Origin of the sequence: Serratia sp. Ag1 (genome assembly GCF_000743355.1) — a bacterium.
In the GTDB taxonomy this organism is placed as follows: domain Bacteria; phylum Pseudomonadota; class Gammaproteobacteria; order Enterobacterales; family Enterobacteriaceae; genus Chania.
Window position 1 is genome coordinate 1 of sequence record NZ_JQEI01000034.1, and the last position, 24,735, is coordinate 24,735.

General features: G+C 55.3%; 22 protein-coding genes. 10 read left to right on the top strand and 12 right to left on the bottom strand.

All coding sequences use genetic code 11. The annotated features are described in order from the left end of the window. Positions 1-267 precede the first annotated feature (267 nt). Positions 268-1,383 carry a branched-chain amino acid ABC transporter substrate-binding protein gene (locus tag IV04_RS19410; protein WP_037403640.1) on the bottom strand — a complete coding sequence of 372 codons (1,116 nt, stop codon included), beginning with the start codon at positions 1,381-1,383 and terminating at the stop codon, positions 268-270. Positions 1,384-1,845: 462 nt separating this feature from the next. On the opposite strand from IV04_RS19410, the gene panM reads away from it, so the two are divergent. Genes panM through IV04_RS19425 form a run of 3 tightly spaced genes read left to right on the top strand, consistent with a single transcriptional unit; the run spans position 1,846 to position 5,490 of the window. Next, on the top strand, positions 1,846-2,238 hold the full coding sequence (panM, locus tag IV04_RS19415; protein WP_037403641.1) for an aspartate 1-decarboxylase autocleavage activator PanM: 393 nt from the start codon (positions 1,846-1,848) through the stop codon (positions 2,236-2,238). After that, positions 2,235-3,446, top strand: coding sequence for a DUF3142 domain-containing protein (locus IV04_RS19420; RefSeq protein ID WP_037403643.1), 1,212 nt, complete (start codon positions 2,235-2,237; stop codon positions 3,444-3,446). Before panM ends, IV04_RS19420 begins: the two co-directional genes overlap by 4 nt. Then, positions 3,433-5,490, top strand: a complete 2,058-nt coding sequence (locus tag IV04_RS19425; RefSeq protein ID WP_037403644.1) for a hypothetical protein — start codon at positions 3,433-3,435, stop codon at positions 5,488-5,490. Before IV04_RS19420 ends, IV04_RS19425 begins: the two co-directional genes overlap by 14 nt. A gap of 58 nt (positions 5,491-5,548) precedes the next feature. Here IV04_RS19425 and rpoH read toward each other — a convergent pair whose 3' ends face one another. The 4 genes from rpoH to ftsY all read right to left on the bottom strand — a co-directional run bounded on the left by rpoH (position 5,549) and on the right by ftsY (position 9,698). Continuing rightward, on the bottom strand, positions 5,549-6,406 hold the full coding sequence (rpoH, locus tag IV04_RS19430; protein WP_037403646.1) for an RNA polymerase sigma factor RpoH: 858 nt from the start codon (positions 6,404-6,406) through the stop codon (positions 5,549-5,551). A gap of 325 nt (positions 6,407-6,731) precedes the next feature. Further along, positions 6,732-7,685 carry a permease-like cell division protein FtsX gene (gene ftsX / locus IV04_RS19435; protein ID WP_037403647.1) on the bottom strand — a complete coding sequence of 318 codons (954 nt, stop codon included), beginning with the start codon at positions 7,683-7,685 and terminating at the stop codon, positions 6,732-6,734. Further along, entirely contained in the window at positions 7,675-8,346 is a 672-nt protein-coding gene (gene ftsE, locus IV04_RS19440; RefSeq protein ID WP_037403648.1) for a cell division ATP-binding protein FtsE, read from the bottom strand. The genes ftsX and ftsE overlap by 11 nt, the downstream gene beginning before the upstream one ends. Before the next feature lie 5 nt (positions 8,347-8,351). Continuing rightward, positions 8,352-9,698: a signal recognition particle-docking protein FtsY gene (gene ftsY, locus IV04_RS19445; RefSeq protein WP_037403649.1), complete on the bottom strand. Its 1,347-nt coding sequence runs from the start codon at positions 9,696-9,698 to the stop codon at positions 8,352-8,354. A 252-nt stretch (positions 9,699-9,950) separates the two neighbouring features. Here ftsY and rsmD point away from each other — a divergent pair, with 252 nt between their 5' ends. The 3 genes from rsmD (at position 9,951) to IV04_RS19460 (ending at position 11,593) form a co-directional block, all read left to right on the top strand. Beyond that, positions 9,951-10,577 (top strand): 16S rRNA (guanine(966)-N(2))-methyltransferase, encoded by a 627-nt coding sequence (gene rsmD / locus IV04_RS19450; protein WP_037403651.1) that lies wholly within the window; start codon positions 9,951-9,953, stop codon positions 10,575-10,577. Beyond that, positions 10,567-10,839: a DUF1145 family protein gene (locus tag IV04_RS19455; protein WP_037403653.1), complete on the top strand. Its 273-nt coding sequence runs from the start codon at positions 10,567-10,569 to the stop codon at positions 10,837-10,839. The genes rsmD and IV04_RS19455 overlap by 11 nt, the downstream gene beginning before the upstream one ends. Positions 10,840-10,966: 127 nt before the next feature. Continuing rightward, positions 10,967-11,593 (top strand): lysoplasmalogenase, encoded by a 627-nt coding sequence (locus IV04_RS19460; RefSeq protein WP_037403655.1) that lies wholly within the window; start codon positions 10,967-10,969, stop codon positions 11,591-11,593. Between the two features lie 39 nt (positions 11,594-11,632). Here the strand turns inward: IV04_RS19460 and IV04_RS19465 are convergent, their stop codons facing one another. Both IV04_RS19465 and IV04_RS19470 read right to left on the bottom strand, forming a co-directional pair. Continuing rightward, entirely contained in the window at positions 11,633-11,992 is a 360-nt protein-coding gene (locus IV04_RS19465) for an AprI/Inh family metalloprotease inhibitor (RefSeq protein WP_037403656.1), read from the bottom strand. An 18-nt stretch (positions 11,993-12,010) separates the two neighbouring features. Beyond that, positions 12,011-13,471, bottom strand: coding sequence for a serralysin family metalloprotease (locus IV04_RS19470; RefSeq protein WP_037403657.1), 1,461 nt, complete (start codon positions 13,469-13,471; stop codon positions 12,011-12,013). A 572-nt stretch (positions 13,472-14,043) separates the two neighbouring features. On the opposite strand from IV04_RS19470, the gene IV04_RS19475 reads away from it, so the two are divergent. Then, positions 14,044-16,359, top strand: a complete 2,316-nt coding sequence (locus IV04_RS19475) for a zinc/cadmium/mercury/lead-transporting ATPase (RefSeq protein ID WP_037403659.1) — start codon at positions 14,044-14,046, stop codon at positions 16,357-16,359. A gap of 35 nt (positions 16,360-16,394) precedes the next feature. On the opposite strand, the gene tusA is transcribed toward IV04_RS19475, so the two are convergent. Then, positions 16,395-16,646 (bottom strand): sulfurtransferase TusA, encoded by a 252-nt coding sequence (gene tusA / locus IV04_RS19480; RefSeq protein WP_037403661.1) that lies wholly within the window; start codon positions 16,644-16,646, stop codon positions 16,395-16,397. A 219-nt stretch (positions 16,647-16,865) separates the two neighbouring features. On the opposite strand from tusA, the gene IV04_RS19485 reads away from it, so the two are divergent. Then, positions 16,866-17,531 (top strand): 7-cyano-7-deazaguanine/7-aminomethyl-7-deazaguanine transporter, encoded by a 666-nt coding sequence (locus tag IV04_RS19485; protein ID WP_037403662.1) that lies wholly within the window; start codon positions 16,866-16,868, stop codon positions 17,529-17,531. Between the two features lie 156 nt (positions 17,532-17,687). Further along, a complete protein-coding gene (locus tag IV04_RS19490; protein ID WP_037403663.1) occupies positions 17,688-18,248 on the top strand; it encodes a DcrB family lipoprotein in 561 nt (186 codons plus the stop codon). A 39-nt stretch (positions 18,249-18,287) separates the two neighbouring features. Here the strand turns inward: IV04_RS19490 and glpC are convergent, their stop codons facing one another. Genes glpC through glpA form a run of 3 tightly spaced genes read right to left on the bottom strand, consistent with a single transcriptional unit; the run spans position 18,288 to position 22,394 of the window. Further along, positions 18,288-19,487, bottom strand: a complete 1,200-nt coding sequence (glpC, locus tag IV04_RS19495) for an anaerobic glycerol-3-phosphate dehydrogenase subunit GlpC (protein WP_037403664.1) — start codon at positions 19,485-19,487, stop codon at positions 18,288-18,290. Then, entirely contained in the window at positions 19,484-20,755 is a 1,272-nt protein-coding gene (glpB, locus tag IV04_RS19500; RefSeq protein WP_037403665.1) for a glycerol-3-phosphate dehydrogenase subunit GlpB, read from the bottom strand. The genes glpC and glpB overlap by 4 nt, the downstream gene beginning before the upstream one ends. Next, positions 20,745-22,394, bottom strand: a complete 1,650-nt coding sequence (gene glpA / locus IV04_RS19505) for an anaerobic glycerol-3-phosphate dehydrogenase subunit A (protein WP_037403667.1) — start codon at positions 22,392-22,394, stop codon at positions 20,745-20,747. Before glpA ends, glpB begins: the two co-directional genes overlap by 11 nt. Before the next feature lie 363 nt (positions 22,395-22,757). Between glpA and glpT the strand changes: the two genes are divergently transcribed. Next, positions 22,758-24,113 carry a glycerol-3-phosphate transporter gene (gene glpT, locus IV04_RS19510; protein WP_037403668.1) on the top strand — a complete coding sequence of 452 codons (1,356 nt, stop codon included), beginning with the start codon at positions 22,758-22,760 and terminating at the stop codon, positions 24,111-24,113. Positions 24,114-24,332: 219 nt separating this feature from the next. On the opposite strand, the gene IV04_RS19515 is transcribed toward glpT, so the two are convergent. After that, positions 24,333-24,735: HD-GYP domain-containing protein (locus IV04_RS19515; protein ID WP_037441259.1), on the bottom strand; the 403-nt coding region annotated here is incomplete at its 5' end.

Genomic DNA, 24,735 nt, shown 5'->3' on the forward strand with positions numbered 1-24,735 from the left:
GGGGAATGATGCTTGCCATGGAGAATGGTGTGTAGGCGCAGGGGGATCTCATCTATACCCTTCATACTTCAAGTTGCTTGGGTGTTGGCTGCGTTACTCGGCCCATACTGTGCCTCGCCCCTTCGGTGCCGCTGCAAGCAGCGTTCAAATCTGCTTTCGCAGATTTGTCACTCACCCCAGTCACTTACTTGAGTAAGCTCCTGGGGCCTCGTTCAGTTGCCGCCTACAAGCAACTCGAATTATTTTGGGTATAAATCTTATTATGGCTTATTTAATGGGTGTTGATGAACCATCAGCATGCCATTCGAACACGCCGAATTCGAAACCTTTCAGATCGCCCTTGTCATCCCAGCTCAGCGGCCCCATCACGGTTTCCACCGGCTTGCCCGCTTTCAGATCTTTAACGATATCCGCAGGCTCCTGGCTGCCGCTGCGCTCCATCCCGGTCACCAGCGATTGCAAGGCAGCGTAGGTGGTCCAGACGAACGGCCCGGTAGGATCCAGTTTCTTGGCCTTCAACGCATCCACAACAGGCTGGTTGGCAGGAACCTGATCGTAGCGTTTCGGCAGAGTCACCAGCATGCCTTCAGACGCGGCACCAGCGATGTTAGAGAGTGAAGAGTTACCTACACCTTCCGGCCCCATAAAGCGGGTGGTAAGGCCAGCCTGTTTGGCCTGGCGCAGGATCTGCCCCATCTCTGGGTAGTAACCGCCAAAGTAGACGAAATCGATGTTCTCTTTCTTCAGACGCGCTACCAGAGTAGAGAAATCTTTGTCACCTGCGGTGATACCTTCAAACATCGCTACTTCGGTGCCCTGCTGTTTCAGGCTGTCACGCACTGAACGCGCCAGACCTTCACCGTACTGCTGCTTGTCGTGCACCACGGCAATGCGCTTCGGTTTGATCTCGCTGAGGATGAATTTCGCCGCAGTCGGGCCCTGATCGGAATCCAGGCCGGTGGTGCGCATGATCATTTTGTAACCACGGGTGGTCAGATCGGCGTTGGTGGCCGCCGGGGTAATCATGATCACCCCTTCGTCTTCATAGATATCTGACGCAGGCTGGGTAGAAGAGGAGCACAGATGGCCGATCACGTAACGGATACCGTCGTTGATCACTTTGTTAGCCACCGCAACGGCCTGTTTCGGGTCGCAGGCGTCATCATATTCCACGCCAACCAGCTTATCCCCTTTGATGCCGCCTTTGGCGTTGATATCAGCGATCGCCTGACGCGCACCGGTGAATTGCATATCACCGTACTGTGCCACCGGACCAGACATTGCACCAACAATAGCGACTTTGATGTCTTTCGCCATCGCGACATGTCCCATCGCCATCGCGATACAGCCAGCCAGCAGCGCTTTACCCTTTGTTAATTTCATCCGCATAATCCCCGTCTGTCGTTGTGAGTTTGCCCATGGTGTTTGCCGCACCTATTCACTGCCTACCCTTGATTACCCGCATCTGCAAGATGCAGGAATAGCTTGAAGTATGCCGGGTACACAGTTTTTATCTATAAGTAATAATGATTTAGGTGTATTTTCGACAATATTTTCTAATAAGACTTTACTTTTCATGCCATTAAACAGGAATTTTCTTCTGCAAATCAACTTTCATCTTCAGAAACAAGCGGTGTAAACAGAATAAAATCTGGATTAATTCTACGCTATACCCGATATCGCGCAGCGTATTGTGCTAGTTAACAAACCATTTACTAACTTTTTACTCGGAAAATGCCCGTTGCAAAAAACATTTTGCGCAGTCATCGTACATAAAAACTTACACAACGCTCTGAGTAATATCCATTACACTGTCGAGACACTTCATTTGGGTGGGAATTTTGCATGAAACTGACCATTGAGCGATTGACCACGTTATCCACACAAGACCTGATTGACCTTGGCAAGATCTGGCCGCATCAGACACCCGCAGAGTGGCAATCCTGGCTGCAAGACGGCAAGGCGCTGTTCGGCGCACGGTTTAATGAACGCCTGCTGGGAGCGGTAAAAATTGAGCTGCTGGACGACACCGCACAACTGCACGATCTGATGGTGCGTGAAGTTACCCGCCGCCGTGGTGTCGGGCTGTATCTGGTACAGGACGCCCAGCGCCAACTGCCACAGGCGTTACGCTGGCAGCTTTCCACGGCGGGTTTAGCCCCGCGCGAACGCGGCGAAGTAGAGAACTTTATGCGCGCCTGTGGCTTTTGCGCACAGGGCGATCGCTGGCAGAAATGAAACCTTGGGCCGCTGCCACTGCCGTATTATTGCTGGCGCTGACCGCCGTGCTGGCTGGCCGCTATCAAGCTTTGCGATTGCATGTTACCTGGGATCAGCAGGTGTATCTCTGGCAAAGGGTCTGGACGCCAGAGCATGCCAGCGCGCTGGCCGCCAGCCATGAGCTGTTTTCTACCCTGCGCGTTCTGGGCCTGCAGGTACATCCGCGTGAAGGTTACCGTGAGATCGCGGTCAATACGGCACTGCTGAAGCAGGATGGCCGCCCGCTATGGCTGGTGGTGCGTCTGGATGGGCAACTGGCGCAGTTGGATGAGCCAGCCATCCGCCAGCACCTGTTGCAACAGTTGCAACGCTGGCAGGCGGCTGGGCTGCCGGTCATCGGCGTGGAGATCGATCACGATGCCGCCACCGCGCGGTTGCCTGAGTACCGGCGTTTCCTACAACAACTGCGCCAACAACTGCCCACCTCGCTGCAATTGGGGATCACCGCTCTGCCCGCCTGGATCGGCTCCTCAGCATTACCCGGTGTTTTACAACAGGCCGACAGCTCGGTGCTGCAAGTCCATGCGGTGTTATCCCCGGAACAAGGGCTGTTCGACGGCTCGCTGGCGCTGCGTTGGGCCAGCCAGTATGCGCGCATCAGCGCTAAACCCTTCCGCGTGGCCTTACCCGCTTATGGTATGGGCCTGGTGGGCTTTGACGCACAGGGCGCACGGGTGGAAAGCGAAGCGACCCTGCGCGTTGCTGGCAGCACGCAGGAACTCACCGTTGCCCCCCAGCAGGTGGCCGATTTCCTGCGCCAGCTTGCCATACTCAACCTGCCACGCCTGCGTGGAATTATCTGGTTCCGCCTGCCGCTGGCAAGCGATCGTCGTGCCTGGTCCCTATCTACGTTGCGGGCAGTGATCGAGAATCAACCGCTCACGGCCCATTGGCAGGTAAAATTTCTGCCACTGCAAAATGGGTTGTATGATCTGAACATTCACAACGACGGGCCAGTGGATGCCCCGCTGCCCCGCGAGATCGTCATTAGCGCCAGCGATTGTCTGGCAGCCGACGCGGTGAGCCATTACCGGCTGGAAGCCACAGCAGAACAACAGCATTTTATCCGCATCAGCAGCGATCAGCTACGTGCCGGGCAATCACGCCCATTAGGCTGGCTGCGCTGCCAACAGATCACGCCAGGAGGCACTTATGTCGTCCCATGATTTGCGCTTAACGGGCCGCCCCCTTCCGCTCGTTTCCCTGATTGCCGCTGCGTTGCTTATCCCGTTGAGCGGCCAAGCCTGCGGGCCAGATTTCCCCAACCGCCTGCTGCTCAACCGTGATGGCACTCTGCTGTATATGCCAGAAGGAAATTTTGCTTTCGAAACCAGCCGGTTAGTGGCAGTAGACAAGCAATTGCCGTTGTGGAAAGAGCCTGCGGCAGAAGCACCGCCAAAGCCCCAATCGCCTCAAGAGCAAGCGATCGAACAAATGCGGGCTAGCAAGACCGTTGAGCAAGCCGATATGGTTGACACCCAAGGGTTGCCCGAGGCTGCACACCTGTACACTCTGGGCGCAGTTGCTTTTGCGGCAGCAGACCCGCGTGCAGTGGAATACTTCCAGCAGGTGCTGGCACTGCCAGTGGCCGAGCAGGGTGATTGGGGGCTACGGGCACAATACTCGCTTGGGCGGCTGTGGATGAACGATCGCGGTACACCGGAGAGCACCTACGACGCAGTCGCTCCCGTGGTGAAACATCCGGGGCAAGCACCGCTTGATAAAGCCATGGCAGCTTTCCAGCAGGTGATCGAGCAAGTGAAAAGTGGCAAAGCCGACCCCGACCAACTGGCATTAAGCAGCTTGGGCCAACAGGCACGAATTCACCTGTGGCAGGGCGAAATTATCCCGGCAGTGAGGCTATATGCCCAACAGGCCGCACAGGGTGACAGCGATGGTGGTTTGTCATTGCAATACGTTTCCAGCTATCTGATTAATCCGGCCCATCTAGCGGCGTTAAAGCAGGCGATACAGGATCCACTGGTTCAGCAATTGGTGACCATTGAACTGTTCGCCCGCAGCAGCAATCTGCAAATGAGTGGAAACACAGCTGCGCGTTCACAACAGACTATCGAGCAAATCCTGACATTACTGGAGCAATCAGTGCAAAGCGGCTTTGCGGGCAGCGATCGGTTGGCGGCGCTGGCCTATCGCTCCGGGCAGTACCCAATGGCGGCCAACCTGCTGAAAAATGCCGGAGACAGCGGTTTAGCCTGGTGGTTACGCGCCAAGATGGCGTTACGTGACGGCAACGTAAAAGCCGCCACCGCCGCCTATGCTAAAGCCGCTGCAGCGTTCCCTTCTGACGAAAGCTGGGGGTCGCAATATGATGAAGAGATCGCCGCTGAATTTATCATTCCCGGCTGCCGGGTGGCGGGCGAACAGGCCATTCTGGCGCTGAACCGGGGTGACTACCTGCAGGCAATGGAATTGATGTTCCGTGGTAAAGAGAATTACTGGGCAGACGTCGCCGATATCGCCGAGCGGGTACTGACCATTGATGAGTTGAAAGGTTTTGTCGATAAGCATGCCCCTGCGCCCACCACGCCGCTGAAACCGGTTAAACCGGACGAATACAACGGCCAGCCGATCACGCCAGAAGTCCAACTGCGCGAGTTGCTAGCACGGCGGATGATGCGCGCCGGGCGTTATCAGGAAGCAGTCAATTATTTCGCGATTCCAAACTATGGCCAAGCCGCACAGGCATTTACCGAACGATTGCAAGTGGCTCAGGATAAAACCAGCGACAAAAACGTGCGTGCCAAAGCCTATTACCAGGCCGCAGCATTATTGCGTGAACAAGGGCTGGAGTTCACCGGCTACGAAATGACGCCGGATTACGCCATTTATGGCGCGGGCTACTCTTATCTTGGGGATGCATTCAATACCAGCGATCCAAAGCACAAAAGCTGGATCAGCGCGGCTGAAGCGGCGCGGGCCAATAAATCGCTACCAGAGGCGGATAACCGCTTCCTGCACTATCGCTGGCAGGCCGTGGCTCTGGCGCAACAGGCCGCCGATCTCTTGCCACCCAAAAGCCAAGCGTACGCCGCCGTGCTGTGCAACGCGGCAAGTTGGGTGATCGCGCGCGATGCCAAGACCGGGCGAGCGCTCTATCAGCGTTACATCAAAAACGGCACCCAATACGACTGGTCAAGCCAATTTGGCTATCACTGTCCAACGCCAGAGTTTGCTGACGTAGCTAAATAAATAGAAAAGCCCGGCTGTTAACCAACCGGGCTTTTTCAATGCAATCAACGGAATAAAATTACGCTTCGATCGCCATTTTCAGTTTCTTCATGGCATTTTTCTCGAGCTGGCGCACTCGCTCGGCGGAAACACCGTATTGATCCGCCAGTTCCTGCAGCGTGGATTTGTTGTCATCATCCAGCCAGCGGGCGCGGATGATATGCTGGCTGCGTTCGTCCAGCCCTTCCAGTGCGTAGGATAGTTTGTCTGCAGCGCTGCTTTCCCAGTTGTCTTCCTCAATGCCTTCGGCAAAGTCGGAACTCTTGTCCTGCAGATACAGCATCGGCGCCATGGTGTGGCCCTCACGCCCTTCATCTTCCGGCGTTGGATCAAAGGCCATGTCCTGCGCAGCCATGCGAGATTCCATTTCACGCACGTCTTTACTGGTCACCCCCAGTTCGCGCGCTACCATTTCCACTTCATCCTGATTGAACCAACCCAGGCGCTGCTTGGCTTTACGCAGGTTAAAGAACAGTTTGCGCTGTGCCTTGGTGGTGGCAACTTTGACAATACGCCAGTTACGCAGCACGTATTCATGGATTTCAGCCTTGATCCAGTGCACGGCAAAAGAAACCAGACGCACACCCACTTCTGGGTTGAAACGGCGCACCGCTTTCATCAGGCCGATATTCCCTTCCTGGATCAGGTCTGCCTGTGGCAACCCGTACCCTGAATAGTTACGGGCAATATGAGCGACAAAGCGCAGGTGAGACAGGATAAGCAATTTCGCTGCTTCCAGATCGCCCTGATAATGCAGCCGTTCAGCCAGTTCCCGCTCTTCCTCTGCCGATAGCATTGGATAGGTGTTGGCTGCCCGCAGGTAGGCTTCCAAACTACCCTGTGGGACTAAAGCTAAAGTTTGCATTTCTTTAGTCATTCAAAACCCTCTCTTGATAAAACAGATCATGCAGATGATTTTACGGCGGGGGAAGTATTGGTCTTATGGCGATTGCTGTTGCAAAAGCGGTTCCACACGCCGGGTACCTGAACATTTGCTGCCATCTTTGACCGTGTTTCACCCTATAAGTTCCGCCTCTTTCCCCCGTATTGCTAATGACAATACGTGACGATGGTTCAGAATAATAGGGAATTTGTGCGTTAATTGAGAAGAGACTGGATACACTCGCCGTACTGCAAATTGCGTGCTCTTCTCCCGCAACACGGTAAGCCGCAGCAGGAGAAGAGTATACCAAAAAATCACTTTATTGTGGTGTAAATCGGCGTAAATGTTGCACCGTAGCCAACCAGGCGGCAACCCAGCCAATCATGGCGGCAATCAGCAAAAGCAGCAGTGCCTCATCCCAGCCCAGGCCGTGCAGGGTAAAGGTCGTGCCGAACACTCTTGCTACGTTGGTGACCACCGACTCCAGCTTCCATACCAGCGCACCGGAAAGGATCAGCGACAGTAACGCCCCGCAGAAACCGAGCATCGCACCGCCGTTGAGGAACGGGCGCAGAATAAAGCCGTCGGTGGCACCAATCAGCTTCATCACGTTGATGGTATCGCGGCGGCTGAAAATGCTCAGACGCACGCTGTTACCAATCACCAGGAACACCGCTACGATCATCAGCACGCCGATCATTGCCGCGACTTGGCCCGCCAGCCCGGTCAGCGCCGCCAGGCGGGCAAACCAGCTGTCGTCCATGCGTACTTCATCCACCCCATGTACCGCCGCTACGCGATCGCGCAGGGTACTCAGCGTGTCAGAACTTTGGAAGCTCATCTTCGGCGTGATGATGGCGACCGCTGGCAGCGGGTTTTCTTCCAGCATATCCAGCGCACCGCCAAAACCAGACCAATTGCGGAATTCGCCGCGCGCTTCTTCACGCGACAGATAATTCACCTTTTCTACACCCGCTTCGGCCTTGATAGCATCCAACACTTTCACCGCCGCGTCATCGTCGAGGGATTTATCCAGATAAACCGTCAACTGCGGGGTCGGATACCACTGGGTGGCTGCGGTGCTGACGTTTTTCCACACGATATAGCAGACGCTCGGCAACGTCAGGGAGATAGCGATCACCATCACCGTCAGCAACGTCGCCAGCGGTTGACGCAGCATATCGGCGATGGCGTTCACCCAGGCATAACGCCACTGCTCACGCCAGCCGCCACGCAGTGCCTTGCTCTTGGTCGCTTTTGCGTTATCCACCATGGTGCGCTCCTCCTGCCATGCGGCCTTGGCTCAGCGTCAGAATGCGATAGTTGCGGCGCGCAATCAGCCCAGTATCGTGCGTGGCCATCAGCACCGTCACCCCAACGCGGTTAAATTCTTCAAACAGGCGCAGAATGCCTTCCGACAGCGCATCATCCAGGTTACCGGTCGGTTCATCCGCCAGCAGAACCGCAGGTTTGTTCACCACGGCGCGAGCGATGCCGACACGCTGCTGTTCACCGCCAGAAAGCTGAATCGGGTAGTTCTTGGCTTTATCCAGCAGCCCGACCTTATCCAAGGCTGCCGACACGCGGCGGCGGATGTCTTCGCTACTGGCCCCGGCGATCACCAACGGCATTGCCACGTTGTCGTAGACCGTGCGATCCAGCAACAGATGGTGATCCTGAAAGATCATGCCGATCTGGCGGCGCAGGAAAGGCACTTCGCGGCTTTTCAAGCGGCTGATATCATGCCCGCTGAACCAGATATGCCCAGCGCTTGGCCGTTCGATACCACAAATCAGTTTCAGCAGGGTACTTTTCCCCGCGCCGGAGTGGCCGGTAAGAAACGCCATCTCCGCCGGGCGCAGATGGAAATCGACCCCCTGCAACGCCTGCCGTCCGCCCAGATAAGCTTTACTGACCTGTTCAAAGCGAATCATCCGTATTAATCCTCTCGGGCAAAAAGTGCCTCAATAAAATCGTCAGCCTTAAATGGCCGCAAATCTTCAATGCCTTCGCCAACGCCGATATAACGAATCGGGATACCAAACTGATCGGCGATGGAGAAGATCACCCCGCCTTTGGCGGTGCCATCCAGCTTAGTCAGCGTAATGCCGGTTAACCCTACGGCTTCATTAAATAATTTGGCCTGGTTGACCGCGTTCTGCCCGGTGCTGGCATCCAGAGTCAGCATAACCTCATGGGGGGCCTGTTCGTCCAGTTTTTTCATGACGCGCACGATCTTCTTCAGCTCTTCCATCAGATGCGCTTTGTTCTGCAGGCGGCCTGCGGTATCCGCGATCAGGACGTCGATATTACGCGCCTTGGCAGCCTGCACAGCGTCAAAGATAACCGAGGCGGAATCGGCACCGGTATGCTGAGCCACCACCGGAATACGGTTACGCTCCCCCCACACCTGCAACTGCTCAACCGCTGCGGCCCGGAAGGTATCACCCGCCGCCAGCATCACCGATTTGCCCTCGGCCTGGAACTGACGTGCCAGCTTGCCAATGGTCGTGGTTTTACCTACACCGTTAACCCCCACCATCAGGATCACAAACGGGGTTTTACCGCTGACATCCAACGGCTGATCCACCTTCGCCAGAATGTCCGACATCTCTTCTTTCAGCTTGCCATACAGCGCCTCGGCGTCTTTCAACTGCTTGCGATTGGCGTGTTGGGTGAGAGACTCAATGATTTTACGCGTAGTTTCTACGCCGACATCGGCAATCAGCAGTTGTTCTTCCAACTCTTCGAACAGATCGTCGTCGATCTTCTTACCACGGAACAGGCCGATAAAGCCGGAACCCAGATTCTGTTTGGTTTTCAGCAGGCTGCGTTTCAGCCGGGCGAAAAAGCCCTCTTTTGTCGGGCGTTCCTGCTCCTGCATCAGCGCCGGTGTCTGCGGTTCAGGGATTTCTTCTGCGGCTTCGATCTCCACCGATTCCAGCACGGCATTTTCTGGCTCAGACAAAGCTTCAGGTTCTGGCTCAAGTGCCGGTTCAATCTCTTGCGCTGGTTCTTGCACCGCTACATTGTGTTCGAGCGGTGCTGGAATATTTTCAGCAATCGGCTCACCGCTCAGGCTGGCATCCCATTCCCCTGGGGTGTCTTTGAGCTCGGCTGGCTCTGATTCCTCGGCAGGAAGCTGATCGTCCAACTCAGGAGCAACCGGGGTTGCTGCGGCCTGATGCTCCTCTTGCTCTGCGGTTGGCTCAGGCTGTTGCTGTTTTTCTTCCTGCTGGCCCAATCCCAGCCAGGAGAAAAAACCACGTTTTTTATCTTTTGCCATCTATTAACCCTACTCCATACCAATATGCCCTTGTGACTTGAAACTGCGGCCTTGTCAGCCGCAACCCCAAGTGCATCGGGTATATCGCTTGCAAATGCGAAAATTAATCCGCCGAGTCTATCACTTTCCTCGCACCGCAACACGCATCGGCATGCTTTCCAAAGCAACAACGTTTTACCGTTTCCCCTGGCGCGCCACACCGGTAGAATGGCAATAACTTTTTGTTAACCCCAAAGCGCATAAATACTCTCTATGGCAAAAATATCTTCTCGCAGCCCGGCTAAGAAAGCGCCATCGGCTGCCGCTGGCCAGATCCGCATTATCGGCGGCCAGTGGCGCGGGCGTAAACTGCCAGTCCCTAACAGCGAAGGGCTCAGGCCAACCACCGATCGTGTGCGCGAAACGTTGTTCAACTGGCTGGCTCCGGTGATCCGTGATGCCCGCTGTCTGGACTGCTTCGCCGGTAGCGGGGCGCTGGGGCTGGAGGCGCTGTCACGCTATGCCGCCAGCGCCACGCTGCTGGAGTATGAACGGCCAGTCGCCCAGCAATTGGAAAAAAACCTGGCGTTACTGCAAGGCAAGGGGCAGGTTATCCACACCAATACGCTGCAGTGGCTGGCAGGCAACGGGCAACCGTTCGATGTGGTGTTCCTCGATCCTCCATTCCGCAAGGGGTTACTGGCTGAAACCGTTATACTGTTAGAACAACGGGGCTGGCTGGCGGATGAAGCCTGGATTTATGTTGAGGCCGAAGCCGAAAGCGCCGCTACTGACGTCCCAGCCAGTTGGGCGCTGCACCGTGAGAACGTCGCCGGTCAGGTGGCTTACCGTCTTTATATCCGTTCTGTGAATCATGAGAAAAACCAACATGCTGATTAATCTGGGCCGCTTGCTGATGTTATGCGTCTGGGGCTTTTTACTCACCAATCTGTTTTCACCGTTCCCCAAGCCGCTGAAATATTTTATCGACGTGGCGCTGTTCTTTATGGTGGTGATGCACGCGCTGCAACTGGTGTTACTGAAATCCACCCAACCCAAAGATCAGCCCATCAGCCGCTGGCAACAAAGCAAAATCTTTATTTTTGGCGTTTTTGAAATGCTGGCCTGGCAGAAGAAACAACCCCCGCTCAATAAAAAGTAGGCTCAATCAGGGATTTCTGCAGAAAGTATTGTCTAACGTTAGCAGGCTACCTACACTGAAGAAGTGACATGGGTGACAATCTGGGCTGGTAATAGAGCCCCTCTATATAGAATAAAAGGAAGACAAAATGAGTTGGCCATTCCTTGCCGTATTCTTTTCCGGTTGGCTGTTCGTCGATGCCGCCTACCGTGGTCCCCGTTGGCAACGCTGGGTGTTTAAACCCGTCACGTTGCTGCTCATGTTGCTGATGGCCTGGCAAGCTCCAGTGCTCGGCGCAGCCGGTTATCTGATCGTTCTGGGCCTGTTGGCAACGCTCGTGGGTGACGCCCTGTTACTGCTGCCACGCGAACGCGTGCTATATGCCATCGGTGCGTTCTTTCTTTCGCACTTACTCTATACCCTGAGCTTTGCCAGCCAGATGACTTTCAGCCTGTTCTGGCCATTGCCGCTGGCGCTGCTCATTATCGGGGCAGCACTGTTGGCAACGATCTGGAGCCGGTTGGAAGAGATGCGCTGGCCAATCGCCACGCTGGTGGCTATGACGCTGCTGATGGTGTGGCTGGCGGGCGAGCAGTATTTCCTGCGCAGCACTGATTTTGGCTTCTCGCTGCTGGCTGGCACCTCGTTGCTGCTGCTGGCTAACATCGTGTGGTTGCTGAACCGCTACCGTTTCACTTTCCGTGCCGCAGACGCGGTTATGGCCTTCAGTTACTTCGTCGGCCATTTCCTGATCGTTCGTTCGCTGTATCTGTAATGCCTGAAACGGGTTCGGTTCCCGAACCCGTTTTGCCTGCTACAGCGCCTGTAACGTCAAGCCAGCCCCCGTATAAACTGCACCCTCGCGTGAGAAAAACACCCAGGTGCTGCCATCAGCCTGCAATAACGCAATACCGTCTGGCGCAGGCCGCCAGCCAACCACCTCTGCAGCAAACCGGGTTTTCAAACAATGTTCGCGATCCCACAACTGATAGCCATTGACCCCTTGCTGCTCGCCAGCAAGAAACTCCACCCGGCATTGCTGCTGGCGATCGGTAAGCTGCCACTGGCCTGCCAGTGACTGCGCGTTAGGAAGAACTAAACTGCTGGCCATCGCTGCCCCCATCACTGTGATACTGACCGCGATCGTCGCGGCACGCGTTAAGCTGCCATTCATCACGACTCCTGCATCCTGTTAAACGATAAAGTCTGCCGATAAATCCACCTGGCCGACAATCTTCAGCAAGAAATCAGGTGATTGATATCCACCAAGGTTCAGCGCCAGATGGCTCAGATTACTGGCAGCATCATAGGTCAGCAGCGCTTCGCCTGCGTCACCACTTAAGCTATCGACAAAGTGGATGAAATCCTTGCCCTGTGGGCCCTGATTAAAGAACGACAGATCAATTTTATCGCTGCCCGCCTCGAAGTCGTAGATGCAATCGGTCAATTCAGGGGTTGAATCGCTGGCCGCAGCAAACACAAACGTATCCTTGCCTGTGCCGCCAAACAGCCGATCGGCACCGGCGCCGCCGTACAGAATGTCATCCCCTGCACCACCGAGCAGCATGTTATTGGCGGCATTGCCCACGATCACATCGTTACCGAAACCGCCAATGGCGTTTTCGATGGTGACGCCCGCAGCGATCGCCACGTTGCCTTTAAGCCCGCCGACGTCAGAAAAAGACGTCTCATTCAAGTTGATACGTTGGTTAGCGCTATATCCTGAGAAATCAAACGTGTCGTTACCCCCGGCATCCCAGGCGGCAAAGATCACTTTCTGCGAGTTGCTGCTCGTACTGAGGAAGTCACGCCCGGTGTTGGAATTGAAGCCGTACACGGTATCACCGGTACGGATGGTCATATTGGCACCATACAGGTGCTGAATCGCAGAAATATCGTCGATCAGCGGTGCCGCCGCGTAATGGCCGCCGTTATCACCACCGGTTTTGCTTTCACTCCAATAGCTCATCAGGCTGAATCCACGGGTATCTTCGGCATAGCTGGCGCTTTGGTAGGTCGGGTTGCCCTCACCAGCGTTATAGTCCCCAGGGTGGCTCAAGCCCAGCGCGTGGCCGATTTCATGGGTCAACGTCTGGCGGCCATAGTCTTCGCTGGCCGGGTGTTTCACATTCGACTGGTTGATGTTGTACCAAGTCTGGCCAGAGAGATCCTGCCCCTGATAAACCGAGCCCGGCAAAAAGGCGTAGGCTTGGGTTGCGTAGTCATAGTGGCCGGGGTAATCCTGGCTGTAATTACCGAAGGTAATATTCGCTTTCTGGGAAGCGGCCACTTCGGTAAAGGTAATGTTGGCAACATCGGCCCAGGATTGCAGCGACAACTTCGCCTGTTGTTGCTGTTCAGCGCTGAACTTGCTAAGCCCGGTATCACCTGCTGCGTTGGTGGTGGAGAATTTATAGTCAGGGAATGAGAAGGTTAGCTTAACCGGTTGGTCAAAAACCCCTTTTCCATTCCAGGTTTGATTAGTACGAGTAATGAATAGCCCTGCTTGCTCGGTAGAAAATGAATCCTTGCCATTAATCTGAATCCCGTTGCCTCGCTCATGATAATGCAGTAAAGCCTCGACAGCGCCATAACCGTTAGTGACGGGTAAACCCGACCCTGTGGCTTCAATTGCTTCTTTCGTCGATTGCATTGGTTAGATTCCACTCGTTATCTGAGTTTTTAAAAATCAGATGGATAGACATAACCCGCTCACGACCCAAGTGCACGCACCATGGGTTGGCAAGAGGGAGTTTATGCGCCATTGCTGGCAGTGACTCAGGTAGAATTAAACAGGCACAGCAGTAAATAAGATCATCATCTCAAATGACAATCGTTTCCAAGTATAGGCAGGGCTTCAGAACACCGCTAACAATAATTAACTTTTTAATAACAAAAAATAAGCATTAAATGCTGGTTTATTGCACATTAATCAAATTTAAAGCAGGTTAGTGCTAGAATATTGGCTATAAACTTCAATCAAGGTGCGGCATGCAAAGACAAGAGAGTTATGCTGGCACATCACTCATAAAATTAAATTTTACTTAATATATTTATTTAAATAAAAATTATCTCACATTCATTTATTTGAAGTATAAATTAAAGGGTGCTCGCAGCTCGTTCATTTCAATTAGCAATAATTCTCATATCGCCCTTGACTCTGGAGTCAACTCCAAGGTGTAGAGTGAATATGGTGAATACCGTTAATTGCCTGAAGGGGGCGTTATGCACACTCATAAAGAACATCATCATCAAGAACATCACCATAACGTGAATAACTGCGGCTGCAGCCACAGCCATGCGCAAAACCAGCACGGTTGCAGCAGTGAAAAAACCACCAATGCTGAAAATCACGCCGATGCCCACAAACCGCCCCATGGGCCAAGCGCCAGCTGTTGCAGCAGCGGCCACGACGATCCCGATGAGGAAAGCGACAGGCTGGCTGCCGCGCCCTCTTCCGGCCACCAGCGTTTCAGTTGGAAAGTCAGCGGGATGGACTGCCCAAGCTGTGCCAAAAAAATTGAAAATGCCGTCACCGCTATTCCCGGTGTCGCTAGCGCACGCGTGCTGTTTGCTACAGAAAAACTGGTGGTGGACGCACAAACCAATATCAGCCTGCACGTACAGGATGCGGTAAAACAGGCCGGTTTCACCTTGCAGGATGTCACCGTAAAAGCCGCCGAGCCCAAAGCCTCCTTCTTGGGAGAGTTCGGCCCGCTGCTTTTGCTCTCGCTGCTGATGACAAGCAGCTGGATTTTAGATCTCATCAACCCGCAGCTCGGCCAGATCGCCTTTATCATTACAACGCTGGTCGGCTTGTTCCCGATCGCCCGCAAAGCTCTGCGCCTGATCCGTTCCGGCACTCCGTTTGCCATCGAAACCCTGATGAGCGTCGCCGCCATCGGAGCCCTGTTTATTGGCGCAACAGCCGAAGCCGCCATGGTGCTGCTGCTGTTTATGGTGGGGGAACTGTTAGAGTCCTATGCCGCCAACCGCGCCCGCAAAGGCGTGCAAGCCTTGATGGCCCTGGTGCCGGAAGATGCGTTGCTGATCCAGGGTAACTCGCGCAACAAGGTGCCCGTCGCCAGCCTGCGCCCCGGCGATGTGATTGAAATTGCACCGGGGGGTCGCCTGCCTGCCGATGCCGAATTGGTCACCCCATTCGCCAGCTTTGATGAAAGCGCGTTAACTGGCGAATCCGTACCGGTTGAACGCCAACAGGGTGAGAAAGTCGCAGCAGGCAGCCTGTCGGTCGATCAGGTTGCGCAGATGAAAGTGATCTCTGAGCCGGGCAAAAATGCCATCGACCGTATTCTGCAGTTGATTGAAGAAGCCGAAGAGCGCCGCGCGCCGATTGAGCGCTTCCTTGATCGTTTTAGCCGTTACTACACCCCAGCGATCATGCTGTTGGCTGTTGCCGTGATTCTGGTGCCACCCTTGATGTTCGCCGAACCCTGGCAAATGTGGATCTACCGTGGCCTGACCTTGCTGCTGATCGGTTGCCCTTGTGCGCTGGTGATCTCAACCCCGGCAGCGATCACCTCTGGCCTGGCAGCTGCCACGCGCCGTGGAGCACTGATTAAAGGCGGCGCAGCGCTGGAACAGTTGGGCCGGGTGCAAACTATTGCCTTTGATAAAACCGGCACGCTGACCGAAGGCAAACCCACCGTCACCGACGTGCTGCCAGCCAGCGGCATCAGCGAGCAGCAATTGCTGGCTGTGGCAGCAGCGGTCGAAACCGGTTCGCACCACCCACTGGCACAAGCCATCATCAACCGCGCCGGGGAAAACGGCGAGGTTCTGCCACTGGCCGCCAACCGCCGGGCGCTGGCAGGGGTTGGCGTGGAAGGCGTGGTTAACGGTAAAACTATCCTAATCAGCGCACCGGGCAAGTTGGCGGAAAATCAGCTCAGCCACGCATGGCGTAACCAGGTTGAAACGCTGGAAACAGCAGGGAAAACGGTAGTGGTAGTCTTGGAAGCAGGTGCTCCTATCGGCCTGCTGGCGCTGCGTGATACCTTGCGCCACGACGCTCAGCAGGCGATTGCCGAATTGGCTGACCTGGGCATTCACGGCGTCATGCTCACCGGCGATAACCCGCGAGCGGCAGCAGCGATTGCCAGCGAATTGGGGATTGATTACCGCGCAGGGCTGATGCCGGAAGACAAGGTGCAGGCCATCACCGCACTGAATCAGCAGCAGCAGACCGCCATGATTGGCGATGGCATTAACGATGCACCAGCGATGAAAGCCGCCAGTATCGGTATTGCTATGGGTAGCGGCACGGATGTGGCGCTGGAAACCGCCGATGCCGCCTTGACGCACAACCGCCTGGTGGGGGTAGCGGAGATGATTCGCATCGCGCGCGCCACGCACGCCAATATTCGCCAGAATATCGCCATCGCGCTTGGGCTGAAAGGGATCTTCCTGATCACCACCCTGCTGGGGATGACCGGCTTGTGGCTGGCGGTGCTGGCTGATTCGGGGGCTACCGCGCTGGTTACGGCTAACGCACTACGCCTGTTGAAGAAGCGCCAGTGATAACGCGTCAGGCCCGTCAGAGCATGGGCCTGACGTTACTCCGCCAACCCTTTACGCAGCAGATAACGGTAGGGGAGTGTCTCGGTTTCCTGCGCGACCAAGGTGTGCTCCATAAAACGGCAAAAACCCGGGATATCACGGGTCGTGGCCGGATCGTCGGCAATAATCAGCAGTGTTTTGCCATTGTCCATATGGCGCACGGTTTTGCGCACCATCATTACCGGTTCCGGGCAACGCAATCCCATTGCATCAAGCGTCTGGTCGGCTTGGGTAAAAATATCAGTCATGCATTTTCTCGATCAAAAACGATCGGCGAAGGCTCGCCGGATCTCATTGTTGCCTAGTTTACGCCAGTGGTTTTTCTGTGCAACCTGCGTTAACGTTTGCGTAAAAAACAACCATAAGTTAGGTTGCATTGGTTGCGCAAACGCGTATTATGCGCCGCGCAGGTAAAATCTCCACCGTTAAATATGGGTTCCCTCACCCCAACTTAAAAAGGCTACATCATGTACTCATTTACCGAACAACAGCGCATTACCGCGTTGATTTGGCTATCGTTGTTCCATATTGCCATCATCACCTCCAGTAATTATCTGGTGCAGTTGCCGATCAGCATATTCGGTTTTCACACCACTTGGGGGGCGTTTACTTTCCCGTTCATCTTCCTGGCGACCGATCTGACGGTCAGGATCTTCGGTGCCCCACTGGCGCGCAGAATTATCCTCGCGGTGATGATCCCCGCGCTGTTTATTTCTTATGTGATCTCCACCGTCACTTTTCAGGGGGAATGGCAGGGCCTGGGCGCGCTGACCAGCTTTAACCTGTTTGTGGCGCGGATCGCCGTCGCCAGCTTTATGGCCTATGTATTGGGCCAGATTCTGGATGTGTATGTCTTCAACCGCCTGCGCCAACGCCGCACGTGGTGGCTCGCCCCGGCGGCAGCGATGTTCCTTGGCAATATCAGCGATACCATGGCGTTTTTCTTCATTGCCTTCTACAGAAGCAGCGACGCCTTTATGGCCGCCAACTGGGTGGAAATTGCACTGGTGGATTACAGCTTCAAGGTGCTGATCTGCATGTTGTTCTTCCTGCCGATGTACGGCGTGCTGCTGAATATGCTGCTCAAGCGCCTGGCATCACGCCAGCAAGACAGCCAGTTGCAGCTGAATTAACCCGCCGATCGGGGGCGGCCAGACCGCCCCACTCTCCTGCTGCACTGCAAAAGCTAACAAGTCTAAAAAACCTTGTGACAACATCCGCCTTGCATTTCAACCGGGAATACGGTGCCATACGCCATAACCCCACCTGTGAAGGTATAAGGAAACCCAATGCGTAAAGTAGCAAAATTGATGGGTATCAGCCTGTTAGTGCTTGGCCTCGCGGCCTGTGATGGCGACACCAAAGACAGTAAAGCGCCTGCGGGCGATGCCACAGCCAGCGCACAGGCTGGGCCAGTGAGCTTACTGGGTGGCAAACTGACCTTCACCCTGCCAAACGGCATGGCGGATCAAAGCAGCAAGCTGAGCCAACAGTCCACTAACCGCCATGTTTTCGCCGACAGCACTGGCCAGCGTGCGCTCATCGTTATTGTTGGTGATAAACCGGCAGACAGCCTGGAAACCCTGGCCCAGAACATGGAACAGCAGCAGCGTTCACGCGATACCAACCTGCAAGTGATCACCAATAAAGTTGTCGATATCAACGGGGTTGCGTTGCGCCAACTGGATAGCATCATTACCAGCGGCGGCCAAAAAGCTTACTCATCTATCCTGTTCGGTGAGTTGGGTAACCAGTTGCTGACCATTCAGGTCACCCTGCCAGCGGATAACCAGCAGCAGGCGCAAAGCGAAGCTGCAGGCATTATCAGTTCGCTGAAGTTACAGCCTTAATCTTGCCGGGGCCGGTTTCAGTACCGGCCCCTTCCAGTTCTATCCCAGCGCCTGCGCCAGCAGGGTGATCGGGTGCTCGCAGTGCTTGCTGGTCGACATCTCGATCTGCCATTTGCAGGTTTCGCAGTCGGTAATCACCATGTCCACGCCGCTCTCTTCAATCTGCTGGAACAGCGAAGCACCGATGCCCTGAGAAATCTCATAGTTCTCTGACTTGAAGCCGTAAGTCCCGGCGATCCCGCAGCATTGCGACTCCAATACCACCAGTTCCAGGCCTGGGATCTGCCGCAGCAGCTCCAGCGTATAGGCAGTCCAGCCCATCTTTTCCATATGGCACGGCGTATGGTAAGCCACGCGCAGCGGCGTATGCTTGAGCGGCAGGCTGCGCCCTTGGCTGAGCAGGCGATAGAGATGGCGCGTCGCCAGTTCCACCCGCTCACGTACCGCCGAAGTATCGACCTCCAGCAGATGCGGATATTCATCGCGCAAGGTAAAGGTGCAGCTCGAAGAGGTTGCTACCACCGGAATACCGCGTTCTAACACCGCGTCGCACAACGATTCGGCATTCACCTTAGCCTGTTTTTTGGCCTGCGCCATAAAACCATTGGCGATCAGCGGCACACCGCAGCATTTCTCACGCTTCAACAGTTGCACGCCAATGTCCATGGCGTTGAAAACCTTGATCAAATCTTTACCAAGCTGCGGATGGTTGTAATTGACAAAGCAACCATGGAAAAATGCCACCTGCTCACTATAGCGCTGCTGCTGTTCCGCCTGTTGGCGATACCAGCGGCGGAAAGTGCCGAAAGAGTATTTCGGCAGTTCGCGCCGATGATCGATCTTCAGCGCTTTATCCAACAGCAGACGCACCGGTTTCAGCCCGGTGGTGGCGTTGACGATCGGCGCAAACGGCGTCGATAGCGAGCCCATAATATCGGTATGGCTGAGAATGGCGTCACGCAGCGTCGGTTTTTTCTGGCTGAAATTGGCACGGGCGCGCTGGATGATATCGCCGATTTTCACCTCAGATGGGCAAGCCACTTCGCAACGCTTGCAGTTGGTGCAATATTTCAGTGCTTCGTCATACAGCGCCGGATCTTTCAGCCGCAGGCGCTCACCGTCCGGCCCGGCCTGTTTTGGCCCCGGATAGAGCGGATTGACCTTGGCAACCGGGCAATAGGTGGTACACACCGTGCATTTAATGCAGTTCTCAAAACTGTTGTCTTTCAACAGGCTCATACCGCTCCCTCCTGCATGGCAATCTGTTGCGCCACGTATAACGCCCCTATCAGCGACACCCCGGCCCCGCAGCCCTGCTGCAGCGGGTCGTAACCACCGGTAACGGCACCGATGGCGTAGAGGTTTTCGATCGCTTGCCCCTGCTTCAGCACCCGCAGGCAAGCATCGGTCTGCACGCCAAATTGCAGATAAGGTTGCGGTGCGAACAAATCGCTGCGGCTCCAATCTTCGCGCTGCGGTTGGCTGTAAACATCGAGGCCAAACACGGGTTCACGGATACCATCAAATTCCGCCACCAGACCATTGCTGAAGAAACTGCCGCTGGCCAGCACCACCTGTTGCGCACGCAGCGGGATATCGCTGTGGTTACGGGTATACAGGCCGCTGATGCGTGGCCCGTCAACATCCGCCCGCAGCACAGTATCCCCCGGCATAAAGACGCCGCCTAGCTGCTGCAGGCGCTGGCGTAATGCCTGATGCAACCGCATACCGAGCACCGAAGGGGGCAGCGTCGGTAGCAGGAACACCGGCTTGCCAAGGGCTGCCCGTAACGCGGCCAGCGGTCGATCGCTTTCCAACCCAAGGCAGGCGGGCAGGAAGATAGCTTCAGCATCACCCGCCTGGCGTTGTATCTCTTCAACCAACATAGCCAGATTCGCTGGCACATCCAGCACGCGGGCGATATTCACCGCACGGAACTCACTGGGGTTATTACGCAACCGATCCAACAGCGGCAAATGCAGAGAAGCGATCTCAGCCACCACTCCCTGTTCCTCAGCCAACGAGCTGGCGGCCATCTGCGGCTGAAAATCCAGAAAACCTTCGATGCCTAGCACCGCGATCCTGCGCCACAGCAACACATCACCAAGCGTAGTGGTCGGAACCGCCTGCGGGCTGAGCCATGTGGCACGGCGCGTGCCAAGCGGCGTAACGCGCAGATGATTACGTTCGCTGTTGCCCTGCATCTGCACACCACAACGTTCCAGTAACCGCGCCGCTTCTGTCGCCAACGCGGCAACGCGGGTGGCCCCCATCAGGCTATAAGGGTGTTGCGGTGCCTGCTGCGCCAGTGCCGGTAGAGCCAACAGCGGTGATTCGACCACCGTGCCGTCAGGCAATTGCGCCAACAGATCGAGCGAGCCGGAAGAAAAATAGAGCGCACTTTGCCCAGAGCTGACCACCGCGCAACGTTTGCCCTGTTCGGCCAAGCGGATGGCACAGCTCAGCCCAGCCAACCCGCCGCCAATCACCACCACGTCAAATTGCATCATCGGCCTCCTGCTGCTGATCGCCGCGCGCATCAAGCCCGCACAAACCCTGATAAACCCAACTGGTGAACTCACTGGCCCGCAGCGCATCCCCCCAAGCAATAGGCCGCACGCCTTTCCAGCGTTCATTCAGGAAGTGAGAGAGCTGGGCGATGGATTGCTGCGGCGTGGTCACGTTAAAGCGCGTCAGTAGCCCAGCGGCGCGGCAGGCACACAGCTCCCCCTGGCAGGTGCCCATACCAACGCGGGTACGGCGACGCAGATCGACCAGGTTATTGACGGTGAGCGAGTTCACCGCATAGCGGACTTCACCGGCAGTTACGGCTTCGCATTCACATACCAAGCTATTATCCAGCCGATCGCCCGCTGGCACCTGGCTGGCGCGATCACCATGGCGGTATACCGCTGAACCACGGATGCTCGCCGGGAGCGACACCACGCTGCGCACCGTTTCTTCCGCCGACTGACGGGAACCCGGCAGCGCCACTTCCGCCGTGCTGCAAGGGGTATTGATGCCCAGCTTGGCGCACACTTTGTCGGTCGCCCATTCCGCCATCAGCCGGTAAGTCATCAGCTTGCCGCCGGTAATGGTGATAAAGCCTTCCAGTCCGTCACGCTCTGCGTGATCGAGCAGCACAATGCCACGGCTGACGTTACGCCCGGAGGGATCGTCATCACGCGCCACCAGTGGCCGCACACCGGCATAGGCCCGCAGAATCCGGGTTTGCGCCAGCATCGGGGACAACAGCGAACCCTCGCGGATCAGCACATCCACTTCCTGCGGGGTCACCACCATATTGTCGATCTGATCGTAATCAATGCGGGTAGAGGTGGTGCCGATCAGTGAGATGGTATCTCCCGGCACCAGAATATCGGCATCTGCCGGTTTGCGGCAGCGGTTGATCACCATGTTGTTAATGCGATGGCCGAGGATCAACAGCGCCCCTTTGGCCGGGAACATGCGCACCCGCAGATCGGCATATTCCGCAATCTGCTGGCCCCAAATTCCGGCAGCATTCACCACCACCTGCGCATGAATATCGTATTGTTGAGCGTTTTTATGGTCGAAAACGCGCACCCCAGTGACCCGATCGCGCGTACGCAACAAACCGGTCACTTGATGATAAGTGAGAACCTGTGCGCCATGCTCACGCGCATCCAGCATATTGGCGGCAGTCAAGCGGAACGGATCGACCGTGCCGTCCGGCACCCACACCGCACCGATCAACGCCGGGTTAGCTGCTGGCTCAAGGCGCAGTGCCTGTTGGGGATCGATCGCTTCGGCATTAATCCCGGCATTCTGGCAGGCGCTAATGAACTGCTGTTGATAGGCCAGCGAATCCTGCGGCAGGGTAATAAACAGGCCATCGCTGGGTTCAATACAGTGATGGGCAATGCGTTTCAGGATGCGGTTTTCTTCAATACATTCGCGGGCGGATTCACCGTCAGTCACCGCATAGCGCGCCCCGCTGTGCAGCAATCCATGATTGCGGCCCGTCGCCCCGGTGGCAATGTCATGCCGCTCCAGCAAAACGCAGCGCACACCACGCCGTGCACAATCACGGGCAATCCCTGCACCGGTCGCCCCGCCGCCAATAATGATCACATCCGTTTCGGTCACTGGTGAGTCGTTGCTCATTACACCCCCTGAGCCTGTGGTTATTCTCCTATTGATACACATTTACTGGGGGCTTTGTTTGATAAGGAACAATAACGAACAAAAAACGAAAGCCAAATAACCTTAAAAACCAACAAATGTGATTGTAATCACGATTTTTTGCTGTTTATTCATTTCAAATTGTTAACCAATCGCGCAAAATCCGCCGATGTTTCATGAAAGTGTAACAATTGCGCCATTCATCACAAAGGTACCCCTGCGTTTTGACTAGCATGACGCTCGTTATGGAACAATTTGACAACACTGACCTGGTATTTGCTCGATCATCTTCAGGACATCCGTTTCCTGCTGATGCAATAACTGATAAAGCCATCGGAGGCGCTCATGTTGAGTATTTTTAAGCCAGCCGCACACATTTCCCGTGTGCCGGTCGATAAGGTAGATCCGCTCTACCGTAAGCTGCGCTGGCAAATTTTTATGGGGATCTTCTTCGGTTACGCCGCTTACTATCTGGTGCGTAAAAACTTTACTCTGGCGATGCCGTATCTGATCGAGCAGGGTTTCAGCCGTGGCGATCTGGGCTTTGCGCTGTCAGGGATTTCTATCGCTTACGGCTTCTCAAAATTCATCATGGGTTCGGTTTCCGACCGCTCCAACCCGCGCGTGTTCCTGCCTGCTGGCCTGATTCTGGCTTCAGCTGTCATGCTGTTTATGGGCTTTGTGCCATGGGCTACCTCCAGCATTGCCGTGATGTTTGTGCTGCTGTTCCTGTGTGGCTGGTTCCAGGGGATGGGTTGGCCGCCGTGTGGCCGTACCATGGTGCACTGGTGGTCGCAGAAAGAGCGCGGCGGGATCGTTTCGATCTGGAACTGTGCTCATAACGTGGGTGGTGGTCTGCCGCCGCTGCTGTTCCTGCTGGGGATGGCATGGTTTAACGACTGGAAAGCGGCGCTGTATATGCCTGCTTTTGGTGCGATCCTGGTGGCAATGATCGCCTTCGCTCTGATGCGTGATACTCCGCAATCTTGCGGTTTGCCGCCGATCGAAGAGTACAAAAACGACTACCCGGATGATTACAGCGATAAAGCAGAAGAAGAACTGACCGCCAAGCAGATCTTCATGCAATACGTGTTCCCGAATAAGTTGCTGTGGTATATCGCCATCGCCAACGTTTTCGTCTATCTGCTGCGTTACGGCATTCTGGACTGGTCACCAACCTACCTGAAAGAAGTCAAACACTTCGCACTGGATAAATCATCCTGGGCCTACTTCCTGTACGAATACGCCGGTATTCCGGGCACCCTGCTGTGCGGTTGGATGTCGGACAAGGTGTTCAAAGGCAACCGTGGTGCCACCGGGGTGTTCTTTATGACGCTGGTCACCATTGCCACCATCGTTTACTGGCTGAACCCGGTGGGTAACCCAGGTATCGATATGGCCTGTATGGTAATCATCGGCTTCCTGATCTACGGCCCGGTGATGCTGATCGGCCTGCACGCTCTGGAACTGGCACCGAAGAAAGCGGCGGGTACGGCAGCAGGCTTCACCGGCCTGTTCGGCTACTTGGGCGGTTCGGTTGCGGCCAGCGCCATCGTCGGTTACACCGTGGACTATTTCGGTTGGGATGGCGGTTTCATGGTGATGATTGGCGGCAGCATCGGCGCAGTATTACTGCTGCTGTTGACCATGATCAGCGAGAAAAAGCATCACGAAGAAATTGCAGCCAAGCGTCGTGGTTAATTGTCACATTGCTTTGGCATGATTGAAGGGCTGCTCTGCGGCTTTCAGACTGCTGACAAAGTCAGATATTAGGGAGAGCGTGCCGAAGGGGTCGTAGCGGCGCAAGCCGCCGGAGCGCCCCTCGGTGCGCTAGGCCCGGGTATCTCGGGTTAAAAGACTGTTTTGTCATCAATCTCAGGGGGCTTATCTGTAGCAGCCCCTATCTTGTTCAGGTTACTATCACAGAGTGATATTCTGCGGGCCGAGTTTGTCTATCAGCGCCTCGATATCCACTTCATCCACTTTATCCGCCTGTAAATAGGCCACGCCGTAAGCACGCCAAACGCCAGACTGCAGGAACAGAATAAACAGTTCACGATCCAGATGATTGTCATTCACCATGGATGTCATGATCTTCAGCGCTTCTGACAGCATTTTCCCTGGTTTATAAGGACGATCGGCGGCGGTCAGCGCTTCAAAGACATCGGCAATCGCCATCATCCTGACCGGAATGCTCATTTGCTGGTAGTTCAACTGATAAGGATAGCCTTTACCATCCATGCGTTCGTGGTGGCCACCGGCAATGATTGCTACATTCGCCATCGTACGCGGGAACGGAAGCCTGTTGAGCATAATGATCGTC

Coding starts and splice junctions, on each gene's coding strand:
- glpC (WP_037403664.1), bottom strand. CDS start 19,487: ATGAGCCTGTTGAAAGACAACAGTTTTGAGAACTGCATTAAATGCACG.
- ftsX (WP_037403647.1), bottom strand. CDS start 7,685: ATGGTGGATAACGCAAAAGCGACCAAGAGCAAGGCACTGCGTGGCGGC.
- panM (WP_037403641.1), top strand. CDS start 1,846: ATGAAACTGACCATTGAGCGATTGACCACGTTATCCACACAAGACCTG.
- tusA (WP_037403661.1), bottom strand. CDS start 16,646: ATGACTGATATTTTTACCCAAGCCGACCAGACGCTTGATGCAATGGGA.
- IV04_RS19425 (WP_037403644.1), top strand. CDS start 3,433: ATGTCGTCCCATGATTTGCGCTTAACGGGCCGCCCCCTTCCGCTCGTT.
- ftsY (WP_037403649.1), bottom strand. CDS start 9,698: ATGGCAAAAGATAAAAAACGTGGTTTTTTCTCCTGGCTGGGATTGGGC.
- IV04_RS19420 (WP_037403643.1), top strand. CDS start 2,235: ATGAAACCTTGGGCCGCTGCCACTGCCGTATTATTGCTGGCGCTGACC.
- glpT (WP_037403668.1), top strand. CDS start 22,758: ATGTTGAGTATTTTTAAGCCAGCCGCACACATTTCCCGTGTGCCGGTC.
- ftsE (WP_037403648.1), bottom strand. CDS start 8,346: ATGATTCGCTTTGAACAGGTCAGTAAAGCTTATCTGGGCGGACGGCAG.
- rpoH (WP_037403646.1), bottom strand. CDS start 6,406: ATGACTAAAGAAATGCAAACTTTAGCTTTAGTCCCACAGGGTAGTTTG.
- IV04_RS19485 (WP_037403662.1), top strand. CDS start 16,866: ATGTACTCATTTACCGAACAACAGCGCATTACCGCGTTGATTTGGCTA.
- IV04_RS19460 (WP_037403655.1), top strand. CDS start 10,967: ATGAGTTGGCCATTCCTTGCCGTATTCTTTTCCGGTTGGCTGTTCGTC.
- IV04_RS19475 (WP_037403659.1), top strand. CDS start 14,044: ATGCACACTCATAAAGAACATCATCATCAAGAACATCACCATAACGTG.
- rsmD (WP_037403651.1), top strand. CDS start 9,951: ATGGCAAAAATATCTTCTCGCAGCCCGGCTAAGAAAGCGCCATCGGCT.
- glpA (WP_037403667.1), bottom strand. CDS start 22,394: ATGAGCAACGACTCACCAGTGACCGAAACGGATGTGATCATTATTGGC.
- IV04_RS19465 (WP_037403656.1), bottom strand. CDS start 11,992: ATGAATGGCAGCTTAACGCGTGCCGCGACGATCGCGGTCAGTATCACA.
- IV04_RS19470 (WP_037403657.1), bottom strand. CDS start 13,471: ATGCAATCGACGAAAGAAGCAATTGAAGCCACAGGGTCGGGTTTACCC.
- IV04_RS19455 (WP_037403653.1), top strand. CDS start 10,567: ATGCTGATTAATCTGGGCCGCTTGCTGATGTTATGCGTCTGGGGCTTT.
- IV04_RS19490 (WP_037403663.1), top strand. CDS start 17,688: ATGCGTAAAGTAGCAAAATTGATGGGTATCAGCCTGTTAGTGCTTGGC.
- IV04_RS19410 (WP_037403640.1), bottom strand. CDS start 1,383: ATGAAATTAACAAAGGGTAAAGCGCTGCTGGCTGGCTGTATCGCGATG.
- glpB (WP_037403665.1), bottom strand. CDS start 20,755: ATGCAATTTGACGTGGTGGTGATTGGCGGCGGGTTGGCTGGGCTGAGC.